This is a genomic window from Nocardiopsis listeri NBRC 13360 (genome assembly GCF_001570765.1).
GTDB lineage: Bacteria > Actinomycetota > Actinomycetes > Streptosporangiales > Streptosporangiaceae > Nocardiopsis > Nocardiopsis listeri.
Genome location: NZ_BCSH01000020.1, coordinates 20967 through 43545, shown reverse-complemented (window position 1 = coordinate 43545; position 22579 = coordinate 20967). Strand labels below are relative to the sequence as shown.

The 22579-nt window shown below is 70.5% G+C and carries 17 protein-coding genes and 1 pseudogene; 11 read left to right on the top strand and 7 right to left on the bottom strand.

Annotation, left to right across the window (positions count from 1 at the left end):
- Positions 1–7 precede the first annotated feature (7 nt).
- Positions 8–313: a hypothetical protein gene (locus NLI01S_RS26265; protein ID WP_223809146.1), complete on the bottom strand. Its 306-nt coding sequence runs from the start codon at positions 311–313 to the stop codon at positions 8–10.
- Positions 314–571: 258 nt separating this feature from the next.
- Here NLI01S_RS26265 and NLI01S_RS07180 point away from each other — a divergent pair, with 258 nt between their 5' ends.
- From NLI01S_RS07180 to NLI01S_RS07170, 3 genes are all read left to right on the top strand, one after another.
- Entirely contained in the window at positions 572–1933 is a 1362-nt protein-coding gene (locus NLI01S_RS07180) for an MFS transporter (protein WP_190318384.1), read from the top strand.
- Positions 1934–2107: 174 nt separating this feature from the next.
- Positions 2108–3460 carry an FG-GAP repeat domain-containing protein gene (locus NLI01S_RS07175; protein WP_067601147.1) on the top strand — a complete coding sequence of 451 codons (1353 nt, stop codon included), beginning with the start codon at positions 2108–2110 and terminating at the stop codon, positions 3458–3460.
- 238 nt (positions 3461–3698) lie between these two features.
- The gene (locus tag NLI01S_RS07170; protein WP_067601146.1) at positions 3699–5471 is read left to right on the top strand and encodes a sensor histidine kinase; all 1773 of its coding nucleotides are present in this window, start codon (positions 3699–3701) and stop codon (positions 5469–5471) included.
- A gap of 108 nt (positions 5472–5579) precedes the next feature.
- Here NLI01S_RS07170 and NLI01S_RS07165 read toward each other — a convergent pair whose 3' ends face one another.
- Positions 5580–6236 (bottom strand): response regulator, encoded by a 657-nt coding sequence (locus NLI01S_RS07165; protein ID WP_067601144.1) that lies wholly within the window; start codon positions 6234–6236, stop codon positions 5580–5582.
- A gap of 341 nt (positions 6237–6577) precedes the next feature.
- Here NLI01S_RS07165 and NLI01S_RS07160 point away from each other — a divergent pair, with 341 nt between their 5' ends.
- On the top strand, positions 6578–7147 hold the full coding sequence (locus NLI01S_RS07160) for a pyridoxamine 5'-phosphate oxidase family protein (protein ID WP_067601142.1): 570 nt from the start codon (positions 6578–6580) through the stop codon (positions 7145–7147).
- Between the two features lie 246 nt (positions 7148–7393).
- Positions 7394–9652: a DUF6351 family protein gene (locus tag NLI01S_RS07155; protein ID WP_190318383.1), complete on the top strand. Its 2259-nt coding sequence runs from the start codon at positions 7394–7396 to the stop codon at positions 9650–9652.
- Between the two features lie 55 nt (positions 9653–9707).
- Here NLI01S_RS07155 and NLI01S_RS07150 read toward each other — a convergent pair whose 3' ends face one another.
- Complete coding sequence (locus tag NLI01S_RS07150; RefSeq protein WP_067601139.1) at positions 9708–10262, bottom strand: ArsR/SmtB family transcription factor; 555 nt, start codon at positions 10260–10262, stop codon at positions 9708–9710.
- 75 nt (positions 10263–10337) lie between these two features.
- Here NLI01S_RS07150 and NLI01S_RS07145 point away from each other — a divergent pair, with 75 nt between their 5' ends.
- Positions 10338–11633 (top strand): MFS transporter, encoded by a 1296-nt coding sequence (locus NLI01S_RS07145; protein ID WP_084392378.1) that lies wholly within the window; start codon positions 10338–10340, stop codon positions 11631–11633.
- Positions 11634–11675: 42 nt separating this feature from the next.
- Positions 11676–12475: pseudogene (locus NLI01S_RS26775) on the top strand (phosphotransferase).
- Positions 12476–12487: 12 nt separating this feature from the next.
- Here the strand turns inward: NLI01S_RS26775 and NLI01S_RS07135 are convergent.
- Positions 12488–13189, bottom strand: coding sequence for a class I SAM-dependent DNA methyltransferase (locus NLI01S_RS07135; protein ID WP_067601136.1), 702 nt, complete (start codon positions 13187–13189; stop codon positions 12488–12490).
- Positions 13190–13635: 446 nt separating this feature from the next.
- Here NLI01S_RS07135 and erm point away from each other — a divergent pair, with 446 nt between their 5' ends.
- The 3 genes from erm to guaD all read left to right on the top strand — a co-directional run bounded on the left by erm (position 13636) and on the right by guaD (position 16577).
- Entirely contained in the window at positions 13636–14415 is a 780-nt protein-coding gene (erm, locus tag NLI01S_RS07130) for an ErmE/ErmH/ErmO/ErmR family 23S rRNA (adenine(2058)-N(6))-methyltransferase (protein WP_067601133.1), read from the top strand.
- A gap of 50 nt (positions 14416–14465) precedes the next feature.
- On the top strand, positions 14466–15053 hold the full coding sequence (locus tag NLI01S_RS07125) for a hypothetical protein (RefSeq protein ID WP_067601130.1): 588 nt from the start codon (positions 14466–14468) through the stop codon (positions 15051–15053).
- 222 nt (positions 15054–15275) lie between these two features.
- Positions 15276–16577, top strand: coding sequence for a guanine deaminase (guaD, locus tag NLI01S_RS07120; RefSeq protein ID WP_157090975.1), 1302 nt, complete (start codon positions 15276–15278; stop codon positions 16575–16577).
- A gap of 13 nt (positions 16578–16590) precedes the next feature.
- On the opposite strand, the gene treZ is transcribed toward guaD, so the two are convergent.
- Complete coding sequence (gene treZ, locus NLI01S_RS07115) at positions 16591–18420, bottom strand: malto-oligosyltrehalose trehalohydrolase (RefSeq protein ID WP_067601124.1); 1830 nt, start codon at positions 18418–18420, stop codon at positions 16591–16593.
- Between the two features lie 145 nt (positions 18421–18565).
- Here treZ and NLI01S_RS07110 point away from each other — a divergent pair, with 145 nt between their 5' ends.
- Positions 18566–19147: an NADPH-dependent FMN reductase gene (locus NLI01S_RS07110; protein WP_067601120.1), complete on the top strand. Its 582-nt coding sequence runs from the start codon at positions 18566–18568 to the stop codon at positions 19145–19147.
- Positions 19148–19157: 10 nt separating this feature from the next.
- On the opposite strand, the gene NLI01S_RS07105 is transcribed toward NLI01S_RS07110, so the two are convergent.
- Both NLI01S_RS07105 and treY read right to left on the bottom strand, forming a co-directional pair.
- Complete coding sequence (locus NLI01S_RS07105) at positions 19158–20036, bottom strand: putative RNA methyltransferase (RefSeq protein WP_067601117.1); 879 nt, start codon at positions 20034–20036, stop codon at positions 19158–19160.
- Between the two features lie 8 nt (positions 20037–20044).
- Entirely contained in the window at positions 20045–22423 is a 2379-nt protein-coding gene (treY, locus tag NLI01S_RS07100) for a malto-oligosyltrehalose synthase (protein ID WP_371850603.1), read from the bottom strand.
- Positions 22424–22579: the final 156 nt, after the last annotated feature.

Sequence of the window (22579 nt, the reverse complement as noted above, 5' to 3'; positions counted from 1 at the left end):
GCGTGTCTTAGCGCAGCTCGCGCGGGCCCTCTTCGGTGTGGACCGCGACGGTGCGGGCGTCGACGTCCAGGTCCTGGACCCTGCCGAGGACCAGGTCGATCCCGGTGCCGTCGAGGGTTTCGGTGAGGGGATGGATCCCCACGTTCTGCCCGGCGGCGATCTGGTGCAGGCGGACGCGTTCGACGAAGTCGGGGGCGGTGTTGACCAGGGTGACGCGCAGGTCGAGGGAGCGTTCGCGGGAGTGGTGGGCGGCGCGGCCGGCGGCGGCGAGTCCGGAGTAGCCGGCGCCGAGCACCAGGAGTTCGTGTGCCATGGGGATCCTCCTCGGCTTGGGGAGCTGCTTTCCATCCACATGACGAGACGGGGAGCGGTGGGCGTGACATCATGCCGAGTGGCCCTGATCACCCAGGACGCCAAAAGCCCGAGGTGGCGGGGATCGTCGCGTTCAGGCCGCACGCCCCGAAGTGGACACCGACCCCCACGTGTCCACATGGCGAGACAAATGTTCCACATAGTGTCCACGGGGACTAATATCCAGCCATCAACCCGCACTGACCTGGAAAGAAGTCACATGACGGACGTCTCCGCAGGGAAACCGTCGCCGCAGCGGCCACCGGCCGAGTCGGCGCAACCCCCGACCAACCCCAAGCGGAAGGTCCTCACGGCGAGCCTCGTGGGCACGTCCATCGAGTTCTACGACTTCTACGTCTACGCGACCGCCGCGGTCCTGGTCTTCCCCTACCTGTTCTTCCCCGAGGGCGACATGATGGCGGCCCGCCTACAGTCGCTGGCGACCTTCGCCATCGCCTTCGTGGCCCGCCCCATCGGCTCCTGGCTCTTCGGTCACTTCGGCGACCGCGTCGGCCGCAAGACCACCCTCGTGGCGTCCCTGCTGACCATGGGCATCGCCACCGTGGCGATCGGTCTACTGCCCACCTACGCGCAGATCGGTGTGGCCGCGCCCCTGCTGCTGGCGCTGTGCCGGTTCGGTCAGGGGCTGGGACTGGGCGGCGAGTGGGGCGGCGCGGCGCTGTTGGCCACCGAGAACGCTCCCGCCGGCAAACGCGGCTTCTACGGCACGTTCCCGCAGATGGGCGCGCCGATCGGGTTCTTCCTGGCCAACGGGGTCTTCCTCATCCTGAGCCAGACCATGAGCGACGAGACGTTCCTGGCCTACGGCTGGCGGATCCCCTTCCTGATCTCCACCGTGTTGATCGTCATCGGCCTGTGGGTGCGCCTGACCCTGCACGAGACCCCGGCCTTCGCCAAGATCGTCGCCTCCGGTGAGCGCGTCAAGACCCCCATCGTCGAGGTGTTCCGCAGCAACTGGCCGGCCGTCGTCATCGGAACGCTGATCATGCTGGCGACCTACGTGTTGTTCTACCTGATGACGGTGTTCTCGCTGGGCTTCGGCACCGACCCGGTCACCGGCCTGGGATACGAGCGTTCGCAGTTCCTGGTGTTCCTGCTCATCGGTGTGGTGTTCTTCGGGATCTTCACCCCGATCTCGGGGCTGCTGGCCGACCGCTTCGGCCGCAAGCCCACCCTGGTCACGGTCACCATCGCCATCATCGTGTTCGGTTTCGCCATGGGCCCGCTGCTGGGCAGCGGCAGCACCTTCGGCGTGATGGCCTTCCTGGTCATCGGCCTGTCCCTGATGGGTCTGACCTTCGGTCCCATGGCCGCGGTCCTGCCCGAGCTGTTCCCGACCAAGGTGCGCTACACCGGCGCCTCGGCCGCCTACAACCTGGCCAGCCTGCTGGGCGCCTCCTTCGCGCCCTACATCGCGACCTGGCTGGCCGGCACCTTCGGTCTGGCCTGGGTCGGCGGTTACCTGGTCCTGGTCGGGTGCATCACCCTGGGCGCCCTGCTGGTCGGCAGGGAGACCAGTGAGGCCGATCTGGACGAGATCTCCGCGAAGGTCACTCGTTAGGCCCCACTCTCACCTCCCCCGAAGCGGGTCGGACGGCATCGCCGCCCGGCCCGCTTCTTCGTCGCTCCGGGCCGATTCGACCCCGAACCCGCGTCCACAAGTACTGTTCCGTCAACGGTTGTCGACGCCCGGGCGTCGAACCCACGAATCCGTCCACACCGCCGGAAGAGCCCCATGAAGCACCGAACCCCCCTCCTGCCACCGTTCCTGGTCGTCCTGATGTTCACCGCCGTCGGTTGCGGCAACACCACCACCGACCTGTCCGACGCCGTCCCCACCAGGAACGAGAACGAACCCCCCGTCATCGACGACACCAACGGCCTCCCCGTCCTGCCCGTCCACGGATACCGGGGTGGTGAGTTCACCGGCGAACCGTACGTCGGGGTGCTGCCCGGTGGTGAGGGCGGCCTCGACCCCGACCGCTCCGTGGTCCTGACCCGATCCGACCTGGAGCTGTCCGGGGAACAGGAACACCTGATGGTCATGGACGCCGGCGACCTGGACGGCGATGGTCACACCGACCTCATCGTCGACGCCCAGGACGGCGGATACATCGTGTGGGGCGGTCCGCAGGGCCCCGTCGGTCCGGCCGTCCCCCTGCCCTGGCTCTCGGTGGACCACCCAGATGGCATGGGCGCGATCTCCCTGGCGGTGGGCGACATGAACGGGGACGGCGACACCGACGTCGCGGTCCTGGACAGCCTCATGGGCACCCCCACCTACGAATGGGAGAGCACCTTCCACCACGGCCCCTTCGACCGTGAGGGCACTCCAGCCGCCACCGAGGACCTGCCGCTGCCCGACGACGCGGACGACGCGACGGTCAGGGCGTTCGACGCCGACGGCGACGCCTACGAGGACCTACTGCTGGTCCGCGGAGCCGACGAGTCGCCCGTATCCCACGTGGTGCTGCGTTCGGGCCCGGAGGGACCCGCCCAGGAGATCGTGGGCGACACCGCGCCCGGTCACGAACACGTGGCCGGCGACGTCGACGGCGATGGCTCGACCGACCTGCTCGTCGGGGTGAGCGGCATCCCCAACAACGAACCCGGGCACGACGACGAGCTGCACCCCGGATACGTGGACACCTACCTCGCCGGCGAGGGCTACCTGGACGCCGAACCGGTGCGCGTCGATCGTGACACCGAGGGTGTGCCCGGCGCGGCCGAGGACGGCGACGGGTTCGGCAACGGCCTGTTGGTGGGCGACGTCGACGGCGACGGTATCGATGACGTGGTCGCCATGACCGGACCGTACTTCGACCGCTCCACGGCCACCCTGCTCCTGGGCGGGGCCGAGGGGCTGACCGGCGAGGGCGGGGTCACCGTGCCGGTGCCCTCCTCCGACTTGGGAAACATGCACCACCACGCGTTGGCCGACTACAACGGCGACGGGCACGCCGATCTGGTACTGAGCACCGCCGAGCGGTCCATCTATCGAGAGGCCGACGCGTACGCGGTGTTCCTGGGCGGGCCCGACGGGTTCGCCGACGAACCGGACACGGTCTTCACCAACGAGGGACTCTAGGGCGAACTCGGTGACCCGCCCACCGAGAGCGCCGCGACCACCGTGAACGATGGTCCTAAGGCCCCTTTCCGAGAGGGCCTTCGGCACTTGTGTCGGGCGGAGTGGCAGCTCGGGAAAGTGGCTGGTCAGGACAGGTGACTTGACACACGTCGCAGTTCGTGGGGGCGAGTCGAACCCGCACAGAACGCCCATAGACTCGGTTATGGAACCTTGGACAGCGGCCGGAAAAGAGTCCCCCATGAGCGAGACGGTCGGCGATCACTTCGATCCTCACGAACACGACCGGCTGTCCCTGCCCCAGGTTCGGCTGGACGACCTGCTCGACGAGGTCCGGTCCCGGTTGACCGAGATCTCCCGCAAGCAGGAGCGCATCCACACCCTCCTGGAAGCGGTCATCTCCATCGGCGAGGGTCTCGAACTGGATCCCCTCCTGCTGCGGATCACCGAGACGGCCACCCGACTGGTCAACGCCCGCTACGGTGCGCTGGGGGTGATCGGGCCCGACGGGAACATGAGTCGGTTCATCCCGGTGGGCCTGGAACCCCACGAGATCTCCTGCATCGACCACTGGCCCAGGGGCGAGGGCATCCTCGGGTTGCTCATCAAGGAACCCGAGCCGTTGCGACTCAAAGAAGTGAGCGACCACCCCGAGTCGCGAGGGTTCCCCGAGGGCCACCCGCCGATGCACACCTTCCTGGGGGTGCCGATCCGCATCCGCGACAAGGTGTTCGGCAACCTCTACATGACCGACAAGCACGACGGTACGGAGTTCACCGGCGACGACGAACTCCTGATGCGCGCCCTGGCGACGGCCGCTGGCACCGCGATCGAGAACGCCCAGTTGTTCGCTCAGACGCAGAGCCGTGAGACCTGGTTGGACGCCTCCGGGCAGATCACCACCCGGTTGCTGTCCGGGGCCGCACCCGAGGAGGTACTGCGCCTGGTGGCGCGTCGAGCCCGGGTGATGGCGCACTCCGACATCGCGATCATCGCCATGCCCGGTGAGGACCCCCAGACCCTCACGGTGCGGGTGTGGGACGGTCCCGAGGACCAGTGCGAGTCCCTGGCGGCGGGTGCGCGTGGGGCGACCCTGACCCGGGCCGAGGACACCCTGCTGGGCCGGGTCTACCTGAGCGGCACCCCGCTACAGACGGACGTGTCCGAGTTCGAGCACCTCGGGGTCGGCTTCCTCACCCGGATGGGGGTCGGTCCCGTACTGGTGCTGCCGTTCGGTCCGCCCGACGGGGCCCGTGGCGTGCTGGTGCTGGCCCGGGACCGCGGCCGGGAGGACTTCCAGAGCAGCTGGTTGAACATGTTGTCGTCGTTCGCGAACCAGGCGGCGGTCGCCCTGGAGTTGGCCGAGGCCCGCCTGGACTCGGAACGATTGAGCGTGCTGGAGGATCGGGACCGGATCGCCCGCGACCTGCACGACACCGTCATCCAGCGGCTGTACGCCACCGCCATCACGTTGATGGGCACGGTGCGACGGATCGACGACGCGACCTCCTCCAAGCGGGTGCAGGGCGCGGTGGACGACCTGGACGACACCATCCGGCAGATCCGGTCGACCATCTTCGCCCTTCAGAGTTCGGGTGAGGACGACTCCTCGTGGTTGCGTTCGCGGGTGCTGGAGTTGGTCAACACCTCCGCTGAGACGTTGGGGTTCGCGCCCAGACTGCTCACCCAGGGCCCGGTGGACAACGCCGTGGACGAGCGGGTGGGCGAGCACCTGGTGCCGGTGCTGCGTGAGCTGCTGTCCAACGTGGCCCGGCACTCGGGGGCGACCACGGTGGACGTGGAGCTGTCGGTGGACAACGGTGAGGTCGTGTTGCGGGTGTCCGACAACGGCCGTGGTGTCCCCGAGGGAGTGGCGCGCAGCGGGTTGCGCAACCTGGCCTCGCGCGCCGAGGAGCTGGGCGGTGCGATGGCGGTGGCCTCCGGCCCCGGCGAGGGAACGGTGGTGGAGTGGTCCGCGCCCGTCCAGCGTGAGGAACAGACCTTGGAGGGTTGATCGGATCCGAGGCGTGTCGACCCCCGATGCCTCGACAGCCCCTGAGAGCGCGCAAGGAGCCGGGCCGCCCGTAGGGGACGGCCCGGCTCCTTGTTCGTTCCGCGTGGGTCAGGCGCTCTGGTCCATGGACAGACGCACCGCGTAGGCCGCCGCCTGGGTACGGCGGGCCATGCCGAGCTTGGCCAGGACGCGGGACACGTAGTTCTTCACGGTCTTCTCCGCCAGGTACATCCTGGCACCGATCTCCCGGTTGGTGAGTCCCTCACCGATGAGCTCCAGGACACGGCGTTCCTGTTCGGTGAGCTCGCTGAGCGGGTCCTTGCGGCCGGCCTCGTCACGCAATCGCTTGAGCATGCGCGCGGTCGACTCCGGGTCCAGCAGGGACCGCCCCTGTGCGACCGTGCGGACGGCGCCGACGAGGTCGGTTCCGTGGATCTGTTTGAGGATGTAGCCGGCGGCGCCCGCCATGACCGCCCCGTAGAGGGCCTCATCGTCGGAGTAGGAGGTGAGCATGAGCATGTGGGTGTCGGGGAGCATCGACCGGATCTCCCGGCAGACGGTGACACCGTCCCCGTCGGGGAGTCGAACGTCGAGTACGACCACGTCGGGTCGGAGCGCGGGCACCCTTGCCAGGGCCTGCGCGGCGGTGCCGGCCTCGCCGACCACCTCGATGCCCTCCTCGTCGTCGAGGAGTGACCCCACGCCTCTCCGGACGATCTCGTGGTCGTCGACCAGGAACACCCGGATCGATCTGTCGCCGCCCATCAGGTGCGCACCTCCATAGCACTGGTGACCTGAGGCGGCAGCGCCGCCTTGGGTTGTGGGCCTTCGCCGCCCGTTGTGGCGCACCGTCGGGCGGTTCCGAGCCGTGTGTTCGCCCTCGGTCCGAAGGCTCGGACCAGGTGTTACCACCCTATCCGGGTGTGTTCGCCACCAGAGGGGGCGAACGTCCCTTCCCGTTTGAGTCCTGTGTCCCGACGGGTAATGCGCGAACGAGGACCTTCGCCGTGGATCAGGGGGATCCCGGCCCCTTTTCCGGTGTTCGTGGACGAACGACGATGAAGAGGGCGGGTATACGGAAGGCACCTGATTTCGGGGGGCTCGTGATGGTGGGAACAAGCGATGCCGGCGCGGCCGAGGACGGGCGGGGTTCGGTCACGGGGCCCGGATCGCCACCGGAACAGCGCACGGCGTCGGAGGGGTTCGCGGGCACCGAACGTCTGCGGGAGGGCGAGCGGCGGTCGTTGGGCGCGGACCTGTCCACCGGCGGTCAGGGCTCGTTCACCGTCCTGGAGCGTCAGGCCTGTCTGAACCTGTTGGCCACGCGGGACATCGGGCGAGTGGCCTTCACCATCGACGGGGACGCCGCACCGACGGTGCTGCCCATCAACTATTCGCTGATCAACGACACGATCGTGTTCCGCTCGACGTTGGCCGGCACCATCATGCGTTACGCGCGGGGGTACGCGGCCTTCCAGGTCGACCACCTCGACGAGGAACGTCGTGAGGGGTGGAGCGTGCTGTGTTCGGGGCGTTGCCGTTGGGTTCGTGACGATGGGGAGCTGGAACGCATTCCGCAGGGCCGTATGCCGCAGCCATGGGCGGCCGGTCCGCGGGACCAGGTCCTGAAGATCGTCCCGGCCCGGATCAGCGGGCGGGAGATCCACCGGTCCTGATCCTGCGAACACGCGCGTGGGCCGGGTGTCCGGATCCGGACGGATCCGAACACCCGGTCTTTTTGTTCGCTCCGCCGCCTTTGCGGGTATCGATGGCGGCATGGGAATGCAAAGCCGGTTCCTGACGCGGTGCGTCCCCCGTCCTCGGGGGCGCGGTGCGGAGAGCATGCCGGCATGTGCCATCGACCGGTTCGTTCCTCTTCGGCCCCCGACCCTCGCCGCCCCTCCGTGTCCGGGAAGGCCGTGATGAGGTCGACCTGGCGGCGTTTGGCCCTGGGCGCGGGTGCGGCCGGTGTCGCGACGTTGTTCTCCGTCTCGGGCGCCGTGGTGCCCGAACACGCCACCGCGCTGAACACTCCCCCTTCGGCGGCGCCGTTGGAGCCCCCTTCGCGGACCGCCGAGGACGGGCTCGCCGTCGAGGTGCTGTCCTCTCGGCCCGACACCGTCATGGGCGATACGGCGCTGGTCCGGGTGACGCCGCCCCGCCCCTACCAACCCCACCAGGTGCGGCTGGAATCGGGTGGCGAGGACGTCACCGATGCGCTGCGGCGGGTGCGTCTACCCGGGGTGGGCCCGGTGCTGGAGGGGACGGTCTCGAACCTGTCCGAGGGGACCAACTCACTGGTGGCCTCGATCGAGGCCGCGGAGGAGGAGACGACCCGGGAGGGCGGCTCCGCGCCCGAACCGGTGGAGCTGATCGTGACCGCCCACCCGTCGTCGGGGCCGGTGTTCTCCGGGCCGCACCAGGAACCGTTCGTGTGTCGGACCGAGGACTTCGACCTGGCCTGGGGCGGGACGCTGGGCGCCGCCCTGGACGAGGACTGCTCGGCCACCACCCGCGTGGGGTACGTGTACCGATCCACCGACGAGGAGTTCAAGGCGTTGTCGGACCGGGACCGGCTGCCCACCGACGTGGCCACCACGACCACCTCCACCGGGGCGGAGGTGCCCTACACCGTGCGGGTGGAGACCGGAACCGCCAACCGTTCGGTGTACGAGACGGCCCTGCTGCACGATCCCCGCGACCCCGAACCCGACCCGTGGACCTCCCCCGAGGGTTGGAACCGGCGCCTGGTGTACAAGTTCGGCGGTGGCTGCCCGGGCGGTTGGTACACGCAGGGCGACCACACCGCCGGGGTGGTGGACCACGGCATGCTCGCCCAGGGGTACGCGGTGGCCTCGGCGTCCTTGAACGTGTTCGGCAACAACTGCAACGACCTCCTCGCCGCCGAGACCATGGCGGCCACCAAGGAACGTTTCACCCTCGCCTACGGCTCCCCCGACCACACCCTGGGCTGGGGGTCCTCCGGGGGTTCGTACCAGGCCCACCAGATCGCCGACAACCAGCCCGGGCTGCTGGACGGGATCCTGGTCTCGCAGAGCTACCCGGACGTGGGTTTGGCGACCACTCCGGCGGCGACCGACGCCCTGTTGCTGCGTTCCTACGCCGAAAGGCACCCCGAGGCGCTCACTCCCGAGCAGGTGGGCGAGGTCTCCGGGTTCGGTGGCCCCGAGGGCGTGACGGCGATGGCCGGCGCGGCGTCGCGGATCGATCCGCGGGGCGTGTGCCCGGACGCACTGCCCGAATCCGAGCGCTACCACCCCGAGGACAACCCCGACGGGGCGCGCTGCGACCTGTACTCGCACACCGTCAACGTCTACGGGACCGATCCCGGCACCGGGCTGCCCCGGCGGCCGTTGGACAACGTCGGTGTCCAGTACGGTCTGTCTGCGCTGATGGCCGGGGACATCGACGTGGACGCGTTCTTGCACCTGAACGAGCACATCGGTGGACTCGACGCGGACGGCCAGGTGGTGGCCGAACGTACCGAGGGCGACCCGGAGGCCATCGCGGCGGCCTACGACAGCGGCCGGTTGTTGCACGGGGGCGGCGGGCTGGCCGACGTCCCCGTGGTGGACCACCGCCCCTACCAGGACGACACACCGGGCGGTGACATCCACATGCGCTACCACTCCTTCTCCACCCGGGAGCGGTTGGTCCAGGCCAACGGCACCGACGCCAACCACGTGATGCTGGTCGAGCCCTACCGGTCGGGGGTCTTCGACTCATCGAGCCCGGTCGCCGGGCGCGCACTGAGGGAGCTGGACTCCTGGGTGAGCGCGGCCGCCGACGACGCGCGGGTGCGCCCGCGCTCCACCCCGATCGAGCGGGTGGAGCGCACCCGCCCGGACTGGTTGACCGATTCCTGTTGGATCGGGGGCGAGCGTGTGGTCGCGCCCCAACTGCCCCTGCCGGCCGGTCAGGGCGACCGGTGCGCGGACGCCTTCCCCGTGCACGGTTCGCCGCGGACGGTGGCGGGCGGCCCGCTCGCCTCGGACGTGGTCAAGTGCCGGCTCACCCCCTTCGACGAGAGTGAGCATCCGGTGGAGTTCGACGACGAACAGGCCGAACGAGCCCGGGAGGTCTTCGCGGAAGGGGTGTGCGACTGGTCGCGTCCGGGGGTGGATCAGCGACCGCCGAAGGGGCCCTGGCAGTTCTTCTGAGCGTGGCCACGAGACCGTGCCCGGAGCCGACGAGGCCGAACGGTTGACCGCGGGGTCAGTCCGCGGGGCGGTGTAGGACGAAGATGCCGCCGTAGGCGGGCTGGTCGAGGCGTTCCTCGTCGGTGGCCACGTATTCGTCCAGAATGGCCAGGATTCGCCGGTCCAGTTCCTGGAGTTGATCCTCGCTCAGGTGCAGGACGAAACGGGCGTAGGTGCGCAGCGACTCGGGTCCGGCCTGGGCGAGTTCGTCTTGGAAGGCCTGGACCGGCGCGGCCCGCGCGATCGGTTCCTCGTCCGCGAGCGGACCGTCCAGCCACCAGGTCACGGCGGTGGCACGGTAGGGCTTCTCCAGGGCTCCCCCACTGCCGGTGCGGACCGGGGCGGCCGTCAGGAGCCCCGCCTCCAGCAACTGCCGGACGTGGTAGAGGACCGTGCCGGGTGAGGTCTCCAGGCGGTCGGCGAGCTCCTTGTTGGTGAGTTCGCGCAATCGGCACTCGCGGAGGATGCGCAGGCGCAGGGGGTGCCCGAGGGCCTTGGCCTCCTGGGCGGTGGCGGGGCGGCGCTTGCCCGGCTCGAACGCGGCGGGCGGGGCCGGCTCCGACTCACTCATGTGGGCAACGCTATCGGGTCGATAGATTGAAGCCAATCGATTGAGGTTTATCAATCGATCTGTCATCGTCGATCCATGGCCGAGAACGACGGGCACACGCCCTCCACCCCTCCGTCCGGCACCACCACGACCGCCCCTGGACCACTGGGCGCCCCCTACTGGCGGCTATGGACCTCCTCAGGACTGTCCAACCTCGCCGACGGCGCCCTCAAGGCCGCCCTGCCCCTGGTGGGCCTGCGCCTGACCGACTCACCCCTACTGTTCGCCGGAGTGGCCACCGCGCTGAGCCTGCCCTGGTTGCTCTTCGCGTTACCCTCCGGTGCCCTGGCCGACCGGCTAGACCGCCGAGTGGCCATGGTCGGCGCCAACGTCGTGCGCGCCGCCCTCCTCGTGCTGCTGGTGCTCTCCCTGTCCCTGGGGTTCGGTTCGATCTGGCTGCTGTACGCGTTCGCCTTCGCCATCGGGGTCACCGAGACCCTCTACGACACCTCCGCCCAGTCGATCCTTCCGCAGATCGTCCCCCGGAGCAGTCTGTCCCGGGCCAACGGCCGCCTGTACGCGGCGGAACTGACCGGGCAGGAGTTCATCGGCCCGCCACTCGGCAGCGCCCTGGTTGCGGTCGGTGTCGCCTTGGCCTTCCTCACCCCGGCGGCGCTGTGGGCCGCCGCCGTGGGCATGTTGCTGCTGGTCAAGGGCCGATTCCGGGTGAAGAGGACCGGGCCGGCCACCACTATGCGCGCCGAGATCGCCGAAGGGGTGCGGTTCCTCTGGGGCGATCGACTGCTGCGCCGGTTCGCCCTCATGGTCGGGGCGTCCAACTTCGCCACCCAGGCGGCCTTCGCGGTGTTCGTGCTCTACGCGGTGGGCCCCGGTTCGTACCTGGGGTTGCACGAGGCCGCGTTCGGCCTGCTGCTGATCTCCACCGCCGTGGGCAGCCTGATCGGGTCCTTCCTGGTCGAGTGGGCCGAACGGTGGTGCGGGCGCACCTGGGCGCTACGCCTCTCCGTCGTCGGGTTCGCCCTGCTGCTCGGGGTACCCGGGCTGAGCACGAACCTGTGGGTGGTGACGGCGGGCCTGTGCGCGGGCGGTGTCGCCATCATGACCTGGAACGTGATCGTGGTGTCGCTGCGCCAGCGGTTGACCCCCGACCACCTTCTCGGCCGGGTGAACAGCGTCTTCCGGCTGCTGGCCTGGGGCACCATGCCACTGGGCGCGGCCACCGGCGGGGTACTCGCCTCCCTCATGGGGCTCAGGCCGATGTACCTGCTGCTGGGCGGGTCGATGTTGCTGCTGTTACTACCGTTGATCCGGCTGAGCGACACGCGCTTCGACGCCGCCGAAGCCGAGGCCCTCGCCCGGGAAGCCCGCTGAATTCGATGGACCATGGGCGCTCGCCCGGCCAGGATGGGGCGCATGAGTTCCACCGAACCCGCCCCGGACGACGTCGAGGTGTTGGAGGGCGGCAACGTCGCCGAGAGCGTGCTGCGCGTGGGCGCCACGGTACGCAAACCGTGGCTGCCCTCATCCCCCGCCGTCACCGAACTCCTGCGCCACCTGGACCGGCACGGCTATCCGGCCGCACCCGCCACGTACGGGCGGCACCCCGAGGGTTCCCAGTGCCTGGAGTACGTGCCCGGGACCCTGGCCGACCGGATGCCGCCGATGTCCTTGGCCGGGCTGCGTCGGGTGGGCGCGCTGATCCGGCGCCTGCACGACCTGACCACCGCCTTCACCCGCGAGGCGAACCCGTGTGGGGATCGGTCTTCCCGCCGGAGGAGGGCGAGGTCATCTGCCACTACGACCTGGCCCCCTGGAACCTGGTCGTCGGTGGGCGAGGCACCGAAGACGCGGAACCACGCTGGTGCTTCATCGACTGGGACGGCGCCGCCCCCGGCACCCGGATGGGCGACCTGGGCTACGCGGCGCACGGGTTCGCTCCCCTGCACGCCGGCGGTGATCCCGAGGTCGACGGCCGGCGGCTGTGGGCGCTGGCCGACGGCTACGGCTGCGACCTCCAACAGCGCGCGGCGCTGCCCTGGGCCGCGCTGCGCAGGGTGCGCGGCATGTTCGAGTTGTTGGAGGAGGGCGCGCGGACCGGGGCACAACCCTGGGCGCGGTTGCACGCCGAGGGCCACGCCGACCACTGGGGACCGGCCGCCGACCACATCGAACGCCACGCGGACCTATGGGCGCGGATGCTCACCGTACCCTGACCAGGCCTTCCCTCAATCGGGGCGGGTCCAGACGAAGGCGGCCGAGATGGGGTGCCCGCGAAACCTCTCCCACTTGGGTTTGGCCACCACCCAGCCCTCGTCCACCACGGCTTCCTCCAGCGCCGCCAATCGCCACCCGGCGGCCAGTGCGGCGCCTACGTGGTCGCCGACGTGGTGGACGTACGTGGTGATGGCGACGTCCTCACCGGAGGCGTCGGTGAAGTGGGTGGGCATGCCGGAGACCATCATGAACTGCGGATGGTAGGCGACCAGGACGAAGTGCCCGCCGGGTCGGGTGAGTCGCCACGCCTCGGCGTAGAGCGGGTCGAGCCCGGGCAGGTGCTCGTCGATGAGCGAGGCGATGGTCAGGTCGTAGGAGCCGCCGGGCAGTCCGGTGGCGCGCACGTCGCCTCGGACGAGGGTGGCGTGGGCGCCACGCTTCTCGGCCAGCGCGAGCATCCCGGCGCTCAGGTCCACACCGTCCACGCGTGGAATCCCCCGTTCTCGGAGCCAGCCCCCGGTGCGCCCGGTCCCGCACCCCAGGTCGGCGGCGCGGTCGACCGTGCTCCAGTCGGGGGCGGTGAGCCCGTCGAGCAGGTCCAGGTCCATCGCGTCCAGGACGGAGTCCTCGTAGGTGGTGGACCAGCCGTCGTATCCGGTGGCCACGTCCACGGTGCGGTAGTGGCGGGTGTCGAAGGTGGAGAAGTCGGCCATGGCGGTGAGTATCCCGTGTTCGGTCCGGGTGGGCCACCCGTTTTCTCCAGGGTAGGGTCCTCGCGGAAAATGCGTTGCCCGTACCGATGGCCCTCCCCTACCGTGAGCGGCATGGCAGCATTCCACGCGATCTTCCAGGGTCCGCAGGCCTGGCCCGCGGTCGCCTACGCACGACTCCGGTCCGCTCGGTCGGACCGGTAGCCGAACCCCTCTGAGCGCACCGCCGTTCCCGCGTCCTCATCGGCGCGACGTCGGCGGTGCCGGGTTCGTTCCTCGTCGCACCCGCGTCTTCGCCGGTCCGGTCTCAGCCGACGCCCCTTTTCCTTTTCGGGCGCTCGGCCGGCGGACCCTGTCCTTTTTCTGACGCGCCCTGGCCGGGCGCGGGTCCCGTCGTGCCGTTCGCGCCCTCGTCGGCCACCCCCGGTGGCGGAACGGACCACGCACTCATGGCACGCGCCAGGAACAACGACCGTCGACGTCTGTCCCAGAACTTCCTCGCCGATCCGGCGACCGCCCGTTGGGTGGTGCGCACCGCACGGGTCGAGCCCGAGGACCTGGTGGTGGAGGTGGGGCCGGGCGACGGCGCCCTCACCCGCTTCCTCGTCCGGGACGCGCGGTGGGTGATCGCCCACGAACTCGACCCGCGTCTGGCCGACAGGTTGGCCGAACGCTACCGGGAGCGCGCACCCGGGTTGCGGGTGGTGCGCGGGGACTTCACCTTCTCGCGTCCGCCGCGCACCCCCTTCGTGGTGGTGGGCAACATCCCGTACTCGCGGACCTCCGACATCGTCCGTTGGTGTCTGGGGGCCCGCCACCTGACCTCGGCCACGCTCGTCACCCAGTTGGAGTACGCCCGCAAACGCACCGGCGCCTACGGGCGGTGGAGCAAGGTGACCGTGCGCAGCTGGCCGGAGTGGTCGTGGACTCTGGCCGGGCGGATCGACCGGTGCCGGTTCCGTCCGGTTCCCCGGGTGGACTCGGGTGTGCTGGTGCTGCGCGCCCGGGAGGAACCGTTGTTGCCCCGGGAGTCCCTGGACGAGTACCGGTGTCTGGTGGAACTCGGTTTCGGTGGGGTGGGCGGTTCGCTTTCGGCGTCCCTGCGCCGCGCGTACCCGACGCGGAAGGTGGCGCGGGCACTGGACGCGGCGCGGGTCGCGACCGGCGCACCGGTGGGGTCGGTGACGCCCGGACAGTGGGTGACGTTGACGCGTGTTCTGACCGATTGAGGCCCCGGTCGGGCAGGGGGTCGCGCGCCGAGCTCACCTAACGTGGGCTTATGCGACGAATCACGCCTTACGCACTGTTGTTGCCGTTGGTCCTCGCCGCTACCGCGTGCGCCTCCCCCGAGGAGGTGGCCGTGGAGGACCCGGTGGAGACCTCCGCCACGAGCGAGGAGACCGCCGGGTCCGACCCGACCGAGGAGGCCGACGAGGGGGCGGGCGGCGCCCCGGGCACTTCGGACCAGAGCGGTGCTCCCGATGACGGGGACACGCTCGATTTCGGGGAACCGGCCGCATTCTCGCACCCGGTGGGCGCCTACGAGGAGGAGTTCCAGGATGGCGTCGAGGAGGACGTGGTCTACACCGTGGACGACGTCACCACCGACGGCGCCGGGAACGCCGACTTCACCCTGACCGTGGAGGTGCCCGAACTGGGCCGGGTGTTCGGTCTGGGCAACATGTCGGTGGAGTGCTTCTTCGACGAGGCCGACACCCCCGCCACGAGCGACGATCCGGTCGTCGAGGCCGAGGCGGGCGCCCACTCCATGGACATGCGGTGCGAAGCGCCGCAGAGCGCGCGGAACCTGACAGTGGTGATGACCAACGCCGAGGACGAGGCCGCCTGGACCGGCCCGTTGGAGTGACCGCTCCCGCTGGACCGGGACCACACCCCACCATCGCCGTCGCCGACAGGTGCGCCGCCGTGCTCGAGGACGGGCGCCCGGATACGCTCGCGGAAGGTGGAGTCCACCACCTTCCGTGAGCACCGTCCGCCCACCAGCAAGGACGTGACCCCTTGTTCCCCGCATCGCCTTCCACCTCGGGTGAGGTCCTGGCCGTACGCGGCGACCTCCTCTACTTCACCGGTGACCCCTTTCCGTCTTCCGGTGCGGGAATGCCTCGTCCACCAGGTCGACGGGGTGATCGTCGTCGAGGACGGGCTGATCCGGGATGTCGGACCGGCCGCCGACGTCCTGCCCCGGCTCCCCGAGGGCACACGGGTGGACCACCATCCGGGCTGTCTGGTCGGTCCCGGCTTCATCGACTCCCACGCGCACTACGCGCAGACCGACATGATCGCCACCCACGGCGGCCGGCTCATCGACTGGCTGCGCGACCACGTCTACGCCGCCGAGGAGCGGATGGCCGAGCCCGCTCACGCCACCGCGATGGCCCGCCGGTTCCTCTCGGAGCTGCTGCGCAACGGCACCACCACGGCGCTGACCTTCGCGACCGTGCACCGCCACTCGGTGGACGCCCTGTTCGGTGCGGCCTCCACCCTCGATATGCGGGTGATCGCCGGCAAGGTCCTCATGGACCGCAACGCGCCCGAGGCCCTGCGCGACACGGTCGAGAGCGGCTACCGGGACTCCCGGGACCTGATCGGCGCCTGGCACGGGAAGGGGCGGAACATGTACGCGATCACCCCGCGCTTCGCCCCCACCAGCGGTGACGAACAGCTGGCGGCCGCCGGTGAGCTGTGGCGCGAGTTCCCCGACGTGCACGTGCACAGTCATCTGTCCGAGAACCGGGACGAGGTGGCGTGGGTGCGCGAGCTGTTCCCCGAGCGTTCCGGTTACCTGGACGTGTACCACCATCATGGCCTGACCGGGCGACGCGCCGTGTACGCGCACGGTGTGCACCTGGGCGAGGACGAACTTCGGCTCTGCCACGACACCGGTACCGCCATCGCGCACTGTCCCACCTCCAACAACTTCCTGGGCAGTGGTCTGTTCCCGCTGCACGAGGCGCTGGACCCCGAGCGTCCCGTGCGTGTGGGGCTCGGCACCGACGTGGGAGCGGGGACCACGTTCTCGCTGCCCGCCACCATGGGTGAGGCCTACAAGGTGGCGCAGCTGCGCGGCCACAGCCTGGATCCCCTGCGTTCGCTGTACCTGGCCACCTTGGGCGGCGCCGTCGCTCTGGACATCGACCACTACGTCGGCACCCTCACCCCAGGTCACGAGGCCGACCTGGTGGTGCTCGACCCGCACGCCACCCCACTGCTGTCCCGGCGTGCGAACACGGCCGAGTCGATCTCCGAGCTGGTCTTCGCGCTGTCGATCCTGGGCGATGACCGGGTGGTGCGCCGCACCTACGTAGCGGGCCGCCCTGTCGGTCCCGACGACGTTTCGGCGTTCGGCTTCGCCCCGGCCGGGAGGAGCTGAGTCCGGGGAAGGATCACACTCCTAGGACGGCGAAGGTCTCCCCCGGCACGTCGACGCGGGTGCCCTCGATCCGGGGGTCTCCGGTGGCCAGCAACGGCGCCCCGGGTGGGGCGTCCAACTCGACCACGGCTGTGTCGGCGGACAGGTTGCACACCAGCCGCAGGCGACCACGGTGCAGGACGAGCACCCGACCGTCCTCGCTCGCGGTGACCTCGAAGCGGTCCAGGCGCGGGTCGCACAGTTCGGGTGCGGCGCGGCGCAGGGCGATGAGCGCCCGGTAGGTCTCCAGGACCCACGCCCCGGGTTCGCGCTCGGGCTCGGACCAGTCCAGGACGGCGCCCTCGCGGGTGGTCGGGTCCATGGGGTCGGGGATGTCCTCCTCGGCCCAGCCCAAGGCGGCGAACTCACGGCGGCGCCCGGCTCGTACCCCCTCGATCAGGGCCGGGTCGGTGAAGGAGGCGAAGAACGGCCAGGGGGTGGTGGCGCCCCATTCCTCGCCCATGAAGATCATCGGTGTGTAGGGCGAGCACAGCACCAGCGCGGCGCCGCAGGTCAGCAGGCCCGGGGAGAGGTGTTCGCCCTTGCGGTCGCCACGGGCGCGGTTGCCGATCTGGTCGTGGGTGGACAGGTAGCCCAGGAACCGGTTGCCCGGGACGCGGTGGGTGTCGACCGGCGCGCCGTGGCTTCGTCCTCGGAACGAAGAGGGACCACCGTCGTGCCGGAACACGTGCCGCAGCACGTCGGCGAGGACCCGGGGGCCGGCGAAGTCGGCGTAGTAACCGTGGGTCTCTCCTGTCAGCGCCACGTGCAGGGCGTGGTGCAGGTCGTCGGACCACTGGGCGCTCATGCCCAGGCCGCCGGCCTCGCGGGGCAGGACGGTGCGCGGGTCGTTGCGGTCGGACTCGGCGATCAGGGACAAGGGGCGGCTCAGGCCGGCGGCCAGGGCGTCGACGGCGTCGGAGAGTTCGACCAGGATCGGCACGGCGCGGTCGTCACGCATGGCGTGCACGGCGTCCAGGCGCAGCCCGTCCAGGTGGTAGTGGCGCAGCCAGTCCAGGGCGCCCTGGACGACCAGGTCGCGGACGGGGTCGGAGTGGGGGCCGTCCAGGTTGAGGGAGGGCCCCCAGGCGTTCTCGCCGAGGAAGTAGGGGCCGAAGCGCGGCAGGTAGGCGCCGGAGGGGCCCAGGTGGTTGTAGACCACGTCGAGCAGCACGGCGAGGCCGCGCCGGTGGCAGGCGTCGACGAACCCCTTGAGGGCGTCGGGTCCACCGTAGGGCTGGTGGACCGCGGACCACAGAACCCCGTCGTAGCCCCAGCCGTGGGTGCCGTCGAAGGCGTTGAGCGGCATGAGTTCGACGTGGGTGACACCGAGCTCCACCAGGTGGTCGAGGCGGTCGACGGCACTGGTGAGAGTGCCGTCAGGGGTGAAGGTGCCCACGTGGAGTTCGTAGATCACGGCCCCGGCGAGGGGGCGACCGGTCCAGGCTTCGTCGGTCCAGACATGGGCATCGTGGTCGTAGACCCGACTGGGGGCGTGGACGCCCTCGGGTTGCCACAGCGAGCGCGGGTCCGGCAGGGCCCGTTCGTCCTCGTCCAGCAGGTAGGCGTAGTCGGAGCCGGAACCGGCCCCGGCGACCACGGCGTGCCACCATCCGTGGTCGTCGCGGTCCATGGGGTGGTCGATGCCGTCGACGCGCACGCGCACCCGGTGGGCTTCGGGGGCCCAGACCGAGAAGTCTCCGTGGACGCCGCGTCCGGGGGTGGCGGGGTGGTTCGGTTCGTTCACGCAGGGTGACCTACCCAGGGACGATGAGCGTCGAACCGCCCCACGCGACGCCCTCATCGGACGGTTCGGTGCGTGAGTCCGAGCGGAATCCGGTGGAGCGCAGCGGTTCCTCCTTCGGGGGTGAGGACGGGCCCGATTCTGGCAGGGACCGGTTCCCGGAAACTGGGATGCCCGTACCGGGGCCACGTGAGACGGTGTGACGATGGACGAACGTCTGGTGTTGGGGATCTGCGGGAGCCTTCGGCGGGGTTCGCTCAACGCGGCCCTGTTGAGACTGGTGCCACGGGTGGGTACGGCCGTCACCGTGGTCGGCGAGGATCTGGCCGGTCGGCTGCCGTTGTTCAATCCCGACGTCGAGAACGACGAGGGTTCCTGGCCGGATTCGGTGCGCGAGTTGCGGGACCTGGCCGCGCGTGCCCAGGGTCTGGTGATCGCCACGCCCGAGTACGCACACGGCCCCGCCGGGGTGACCAAGAACGCCATCGACTGGTTGGTGGGCTCGGGTGGGCTGGTGGGCAAGCCGACCCTGTTGGTGAGCGCCTCCCCCGGTCAGGCCGGCGGTATGCGGGCCCACGCGCCGTTGATGCCGACGTTGACCCTGTTGGGCGCGGTGTTGGTCGACTGCGTGGTCGTCTCCCGGGCCGGGTCGCGCGTGGACGAACGAGGCGAGTACGACGACCCGGCGGTGGTGGAGCGGATGCGGTTGGCCGTGGCCGAACTGGAGGACGCGCTGTCCTACGCCGAGGGCAGGCGAGCGGGTCTGCCCTTGGGCGGGCTCATCTGACCGGTCCGACTCAGGCGCTCTGGGACAGAGGTCGGTAGGTGCCCATGCGGACGGAGGCGGTGACGCGCACCGGGTCGGGCAGGGCGGCCACGCGTTCGGCCAGCTCCTCGGGGGTGACGTGGCGGGCGCTGGGGCCCATTCCCACGACGGTGAGCACGTCCGGGTGCGGAAGGTCCATCTCGAAACGGACCGGTCGCGCCTGGACCGGCGTAAAGTGGGTGTGCAGGCTCTGGGCCAGGCGTTCGTCCTTGCGGGGATCCACCTCCAACAGCCCTAGGTCCGAACGCAGTTCGACCAGGTGGTCGGGTTCGGGGGTGACCACCAGCAGCGTCCCGGTGGGCGCCAGGACACGGTGGAATTCGGCGGCGTTGCGGGGGGCGAACACGTTCAGCAGGACGTCGGTGCTCCCGTCGGCCAGGGGCAGGACGCGCCAGGAGTCGGCGGTGACCGCCCCGGCGCGGGGGTGCGCCTTGGCGGCCTTGCGGGCGGCGAACTTGGACACGTCGGTGGTCAGCCCCACCGCCGTGGGCAGGGCCTCCAGGACCTGGGCGAGGTAGTGGCCGGTGCCACCGCCCACGTCCACGATCAGCGGGTCCACGCCGACGCCCGCCACGGCCTCGGCCAGGGCCCGCCCGATGGGGTCGTAGTGTCCGGCCGCCTGGAAGCGCAGCCGGTCGGCGACCATCTCCTTGCCGTCCCCCGTTCCGGGCGGGGTGGCGCCGGTGAGCAGCCCGGCGTAACCCTCGCGGGCGACGTTGAAGCCGTGCCGCGTGGGGCAGGTGAGCCCGCGAGGGTCCTGGGCGAGGACCTGCCCGCAGACGGGGCAGGCCAGGGCGTCCACCACGCGCCGTGGCATGCGCAGACGGGGACCGGTTCGAGTGTTCGTCATGATCGCGGTCAGCCTACCGGCGTTCGACCTCTGGCCAGCACCGCGACCGGGTATCGGTCCAGGACCTCGGCGAGGTGGGCGGTGGTGAGGCCGTCCACGCGGTCGGGCACGATGGGGCGGCCGGTCAGCAGGTCGACCCAGTCCCCCGGCCCCGAGGGCAAGGGCAGCACGGTGTCGGCCCAACCACCGGCGTCGGCCAGGGTCAGCGGCAGGCGGGTGGCGACCACCGCCAGCGCCGGGCCGCGGGAGCCGCGGGTGGTGCGGGCGAAGGCCAACGCGTGGTCGGCGGCCGGCCCCTCCGCGCTCAACGGCAGGTAGCCGGTGGGTCGCAGGTCACGGCGGGCCCTCAGACAGGTGCGGACCAAGTGGAGTTTGGCCGCGCCGTCGGCGTCCACGCGCGGACGCCACCCCGCCTCGATCCGGGCCAGTGGTTCGGCGCGCGCCTCGTGGTCGACCGGGCGCCGGTTGTCGGGATCGACCAGGGACAGGTCCCACAGTTCGGTGCCCTGGTAGACGTCGGGCACGCCGGGACCGAGCAGTTGGACGGCCTTTTGACCCAGGGAGTTGCTCCATCCCGGCGCCGTGATGGACTCGGCGAACGCCCGCACCTCGGCGTACAGATCGGTGTCGGCGCGCAGCCGGTCGGGCCAGGAACGGATCCGGTCCTCGAACTCGGGGTCCTGGTCGGTCCAGGAGGTGCCCAGGCGCGCCTCGCGGGCGGCCTTGAGCAGGTAGGCGGTCAGTCGCTCGTCGTCGATGGGCCAGGCGCCGAGGAGGGTCTGCCAGCCCAGCAGGTCCAGGGCGGGTTCGGGCAGGGGCGCGCGCGGACTCCACCGCCGCAGGGCGTCGGCGAAGTCGCCGGGGATCTCCGAGAGCACGGCCAGGCGGGCGCGCACGTCCTCGGAACGTTTGGTGTCGTGGGTGGACAGGGTGGTCATGGTGTGCGGTTCGGTGGCCTCTCGGCGCAGTTGCTCGGTGTGCAGGTCGGCCACGCTCGTCCCGAAGGCGGCCGGGTCGCCGCCGACCTCGTTGAGGGCCACGAACCGGGTGCCTCGGTAGAAGGCGGTGTTCTCGGTTCCCATGGCCACGACCATGCCGCTGGTCTGTTGGACGCGGCGGGCGAGCTCACCATGGGGATCGGAGCGCACGGTGCGGTCGATGCCCTTCAGAACCGGTTGCAGGTCGGGGCGGCGGTCGGCGGCGGCGCGTACGGCGCGCGCCCAGTCGTCCTCGCCTTCGGGCAGGTAGGAGCGGTAGACGTCGAAGGAGACCAGGAGTTCGGCCACCGCCTCCTCCGCTCGGCGGGGGTCGGTGCCTTCCGGAGGGACCAGGGCGGCGATGCGGCGCACCTCGGTGTGCAGGAGTTCTCCGGCCGCGTGGCCCCGGGCCCGGATGTCGATCTCGGCGACGTCGGTGGCCACCCCGTGGTCGCGCGCCAAGGTGGTCAGGATCGGTTCGGCTCCGGGGTCGACGAACGCCCCGCACACCTGGCGCAGGGCGTCGTAGCCGGTGGTTCCGGCGACCGGCCAGGAAGCGGGGAGGCTCTCCCCCGGGGCAAGGATCTTCTCCACCACGATCCAGCCGTCGAAGTGTTCGGCCAGGCGGCGCAGGTATCCGCCGGGGTCGCTGAGCCCGTCGACGTGGTCCACGCGCAGTCCGTCGACCAGGCCTTCGCGGCCCCAGCGCAGGATCTCGGCGTGGGTGGCGTCGAAGACCCCGGGGTCCTCCACCCGCACCGCGGCGAGGTGGTCGACGTCGAAGAAGCGCCGGTAGTTGAGTTCGCCGTCGCCGCGCCGCCAGGACACCAGCCGGTAGTGCTGGCGCAGGTGGACGTCGGCCACGTCATCGCCATGGGTGTGGGTGCCTTCGGCCAGGGGGAAGCGTTTGTCGAAGTAGACCAGGTGGCCGTCGGCGATGGTGAGTTCGCCCAGGGCGGCGCGTCCGTCGTCACCGTCGTCGCCCAGGACCGGGATCAGGACGGGACCGGAGTCGAAGTCGATGTCGAAGCATCGGGCGTAGACGGAATCGCGCCCGTTGGCGAGCACGTCCCACCACCACGGGTTCGCGTCGGGTCGGGCGACCGACATGTGGTTGGGGACGATGTCGACGACCACCGTCAGCCCCAGGGCGTGGGCCCTCTCGGCGAACGCCTCCAGCGCGGCCGATCCGCCCAGGGCCTCGGAGACCCGTGTGGGGTCGACCACGTCGTACCCGTGGTCGGATCCGGGGGTGGCGGCCAGCAGGGGTGAGAGGTAGACGGCGTCCACTCCCATCCGGTGCAGGTGGTCGAGCGATCCGATGGCCTCGTCCAGGGTCAGATCGGGGCCCAACTGCAGACGGTAGGTGGACGCGGGTGTGCCGTGGGACGTTCTGTCAGCGCTCATCATCCGATTCCGTGCCCCGGTCGTCGGCGTGTCATGCACACGGTTCCGGCCCTGGTGACGGGCCCGGACGGAACCCGCTTCCCGAGCACCTCCCGCTACCTTTCACCGGTCGAAAACCCCTAGTTCACCTCTTGTACACCTATAGTCTCCCGGGTCGCC

What these genes read in the sequence shown, in the direction of transcription:
- NLI01S_RS26265 (WP_223809146.1), bottom strand. Translation starts at nt 313, where the DNA reads ATGGCACACGAACTCCTGGTGCTCGGCGCCGGCTACTCCGGACTCGCC.
- NLI01S_RS07180 (WP_190318384.1), top strand. Translation starts at nt 572, where the DNA reads ATGACGGACGTCTCCGCAGGGAAACCGTCGCCGCAGCGGCCACCGGCC.
- NLI01S_RS07175 (WP_067601147.1), top strand. Translation starts at nt 2,108, where the DNA reads ATGAAGCACCGAACCCCCCTCCTGCCACCGTTCCTGGTCGTCCTGATG.
- NLI01S_RS07170 (WP_067601146.1), top strand. Translation starts at nt 3,699, where the DNA reads ATGAGCGAGACGGTCGGCGATCACTTCGATCCTCACGAACACGACCGG.
- NLI01S_RS07165 (WP_067601144.1), bottom strand. Translation starts at nt 6,236, where the DNA reads ATGGGCGGCGACAGATCGATCCGGGTGTTCCTGGTCGACGACCACGAG.
- NLI01S_RS07160 (WP_067601142.1), top strand. Translation starts at nt 6,578, where the DNA reads ATGGTGGGAACAAGCGATGCCGGCGCGGCCGAGGACGGGCGGGGTTCG.
- NLI01S_RS07155 (WP_190318383.1), top strand. Translation starts at nt 7,394, where the DNA reads ATGAGGTCGACCTGGCGGCGTTTGGCCCTGGGCGCGGGTGCGGCCGGT.
- NLI01S_RS07150 (WP_067601139.1), bottom strand. Translation starts at nt 10,262, where the DNA reads ATGAGTGAGTCGGAGCCGGCCCCGCCCGCCGCGTTCGAGCCGGGCAAG.
- NLI01S_RS07145 (WP_084392378.1), top strand. Translation starts at nt 10,338, where the DNA reads ATGGCCGAGAACGACGGGCACACGCCCTCCACCCCTCCGTCCGGCACC.
- NLI01S_RS07135 (WP_067601136.1), bottom strand. Translation starts at nt 13,189, where the DNA reads ATGGCCGACTTCTCCACCTTCGACACCCGCCACTACCGCACCGTGGAC.
- erm (WP_067601133.1), top strand. Translation starts at nt 13,636, where the DNA reads ATGGCACGCGCCAGGAACAACGACCGTCGACGTCTGTCCCAGAACTTC.
- NLI01S_RS07125 (WP_067601130.1), top strand. Translation starts at nt 14,466, where the DNA reads ATGCGACGAATCACGCCTTACGCACTGTTGTTGCCGTTGGTCCTCGCC.
- treZ (WP_067601124.1), bottom strand. Translation starts at nt 18,420, where the DNA reads ATGAGGGCGTCGCGTGGGGCGGTTCGACGCTCATCGTCCCTGGGTAGG.
- NLI01S_RS07110 (WP_067601120.1), top strand. Translation starts at nt 18,566, where the DNA reads ATGGACGAACGTCTGGTGTTGGGGATCTGCGGGAGCCTTCGGCGGGGT.
- NLI01S_RS07105 (WP_067601117.1), bottom strand. Translation starts at nt 20,036, where the DNA reads ATGACGAACACTCGAACCGGTCCCCGTCTGCGCATGCCACGGCGCGTG.
- treY (WP_371850603.1), bottom strand. Translation starts at nt 22,423, where the DNA reads ATGATGAGCGCTGACAGAACGTCCCACGGCACACCCGCGTCCACCTAC.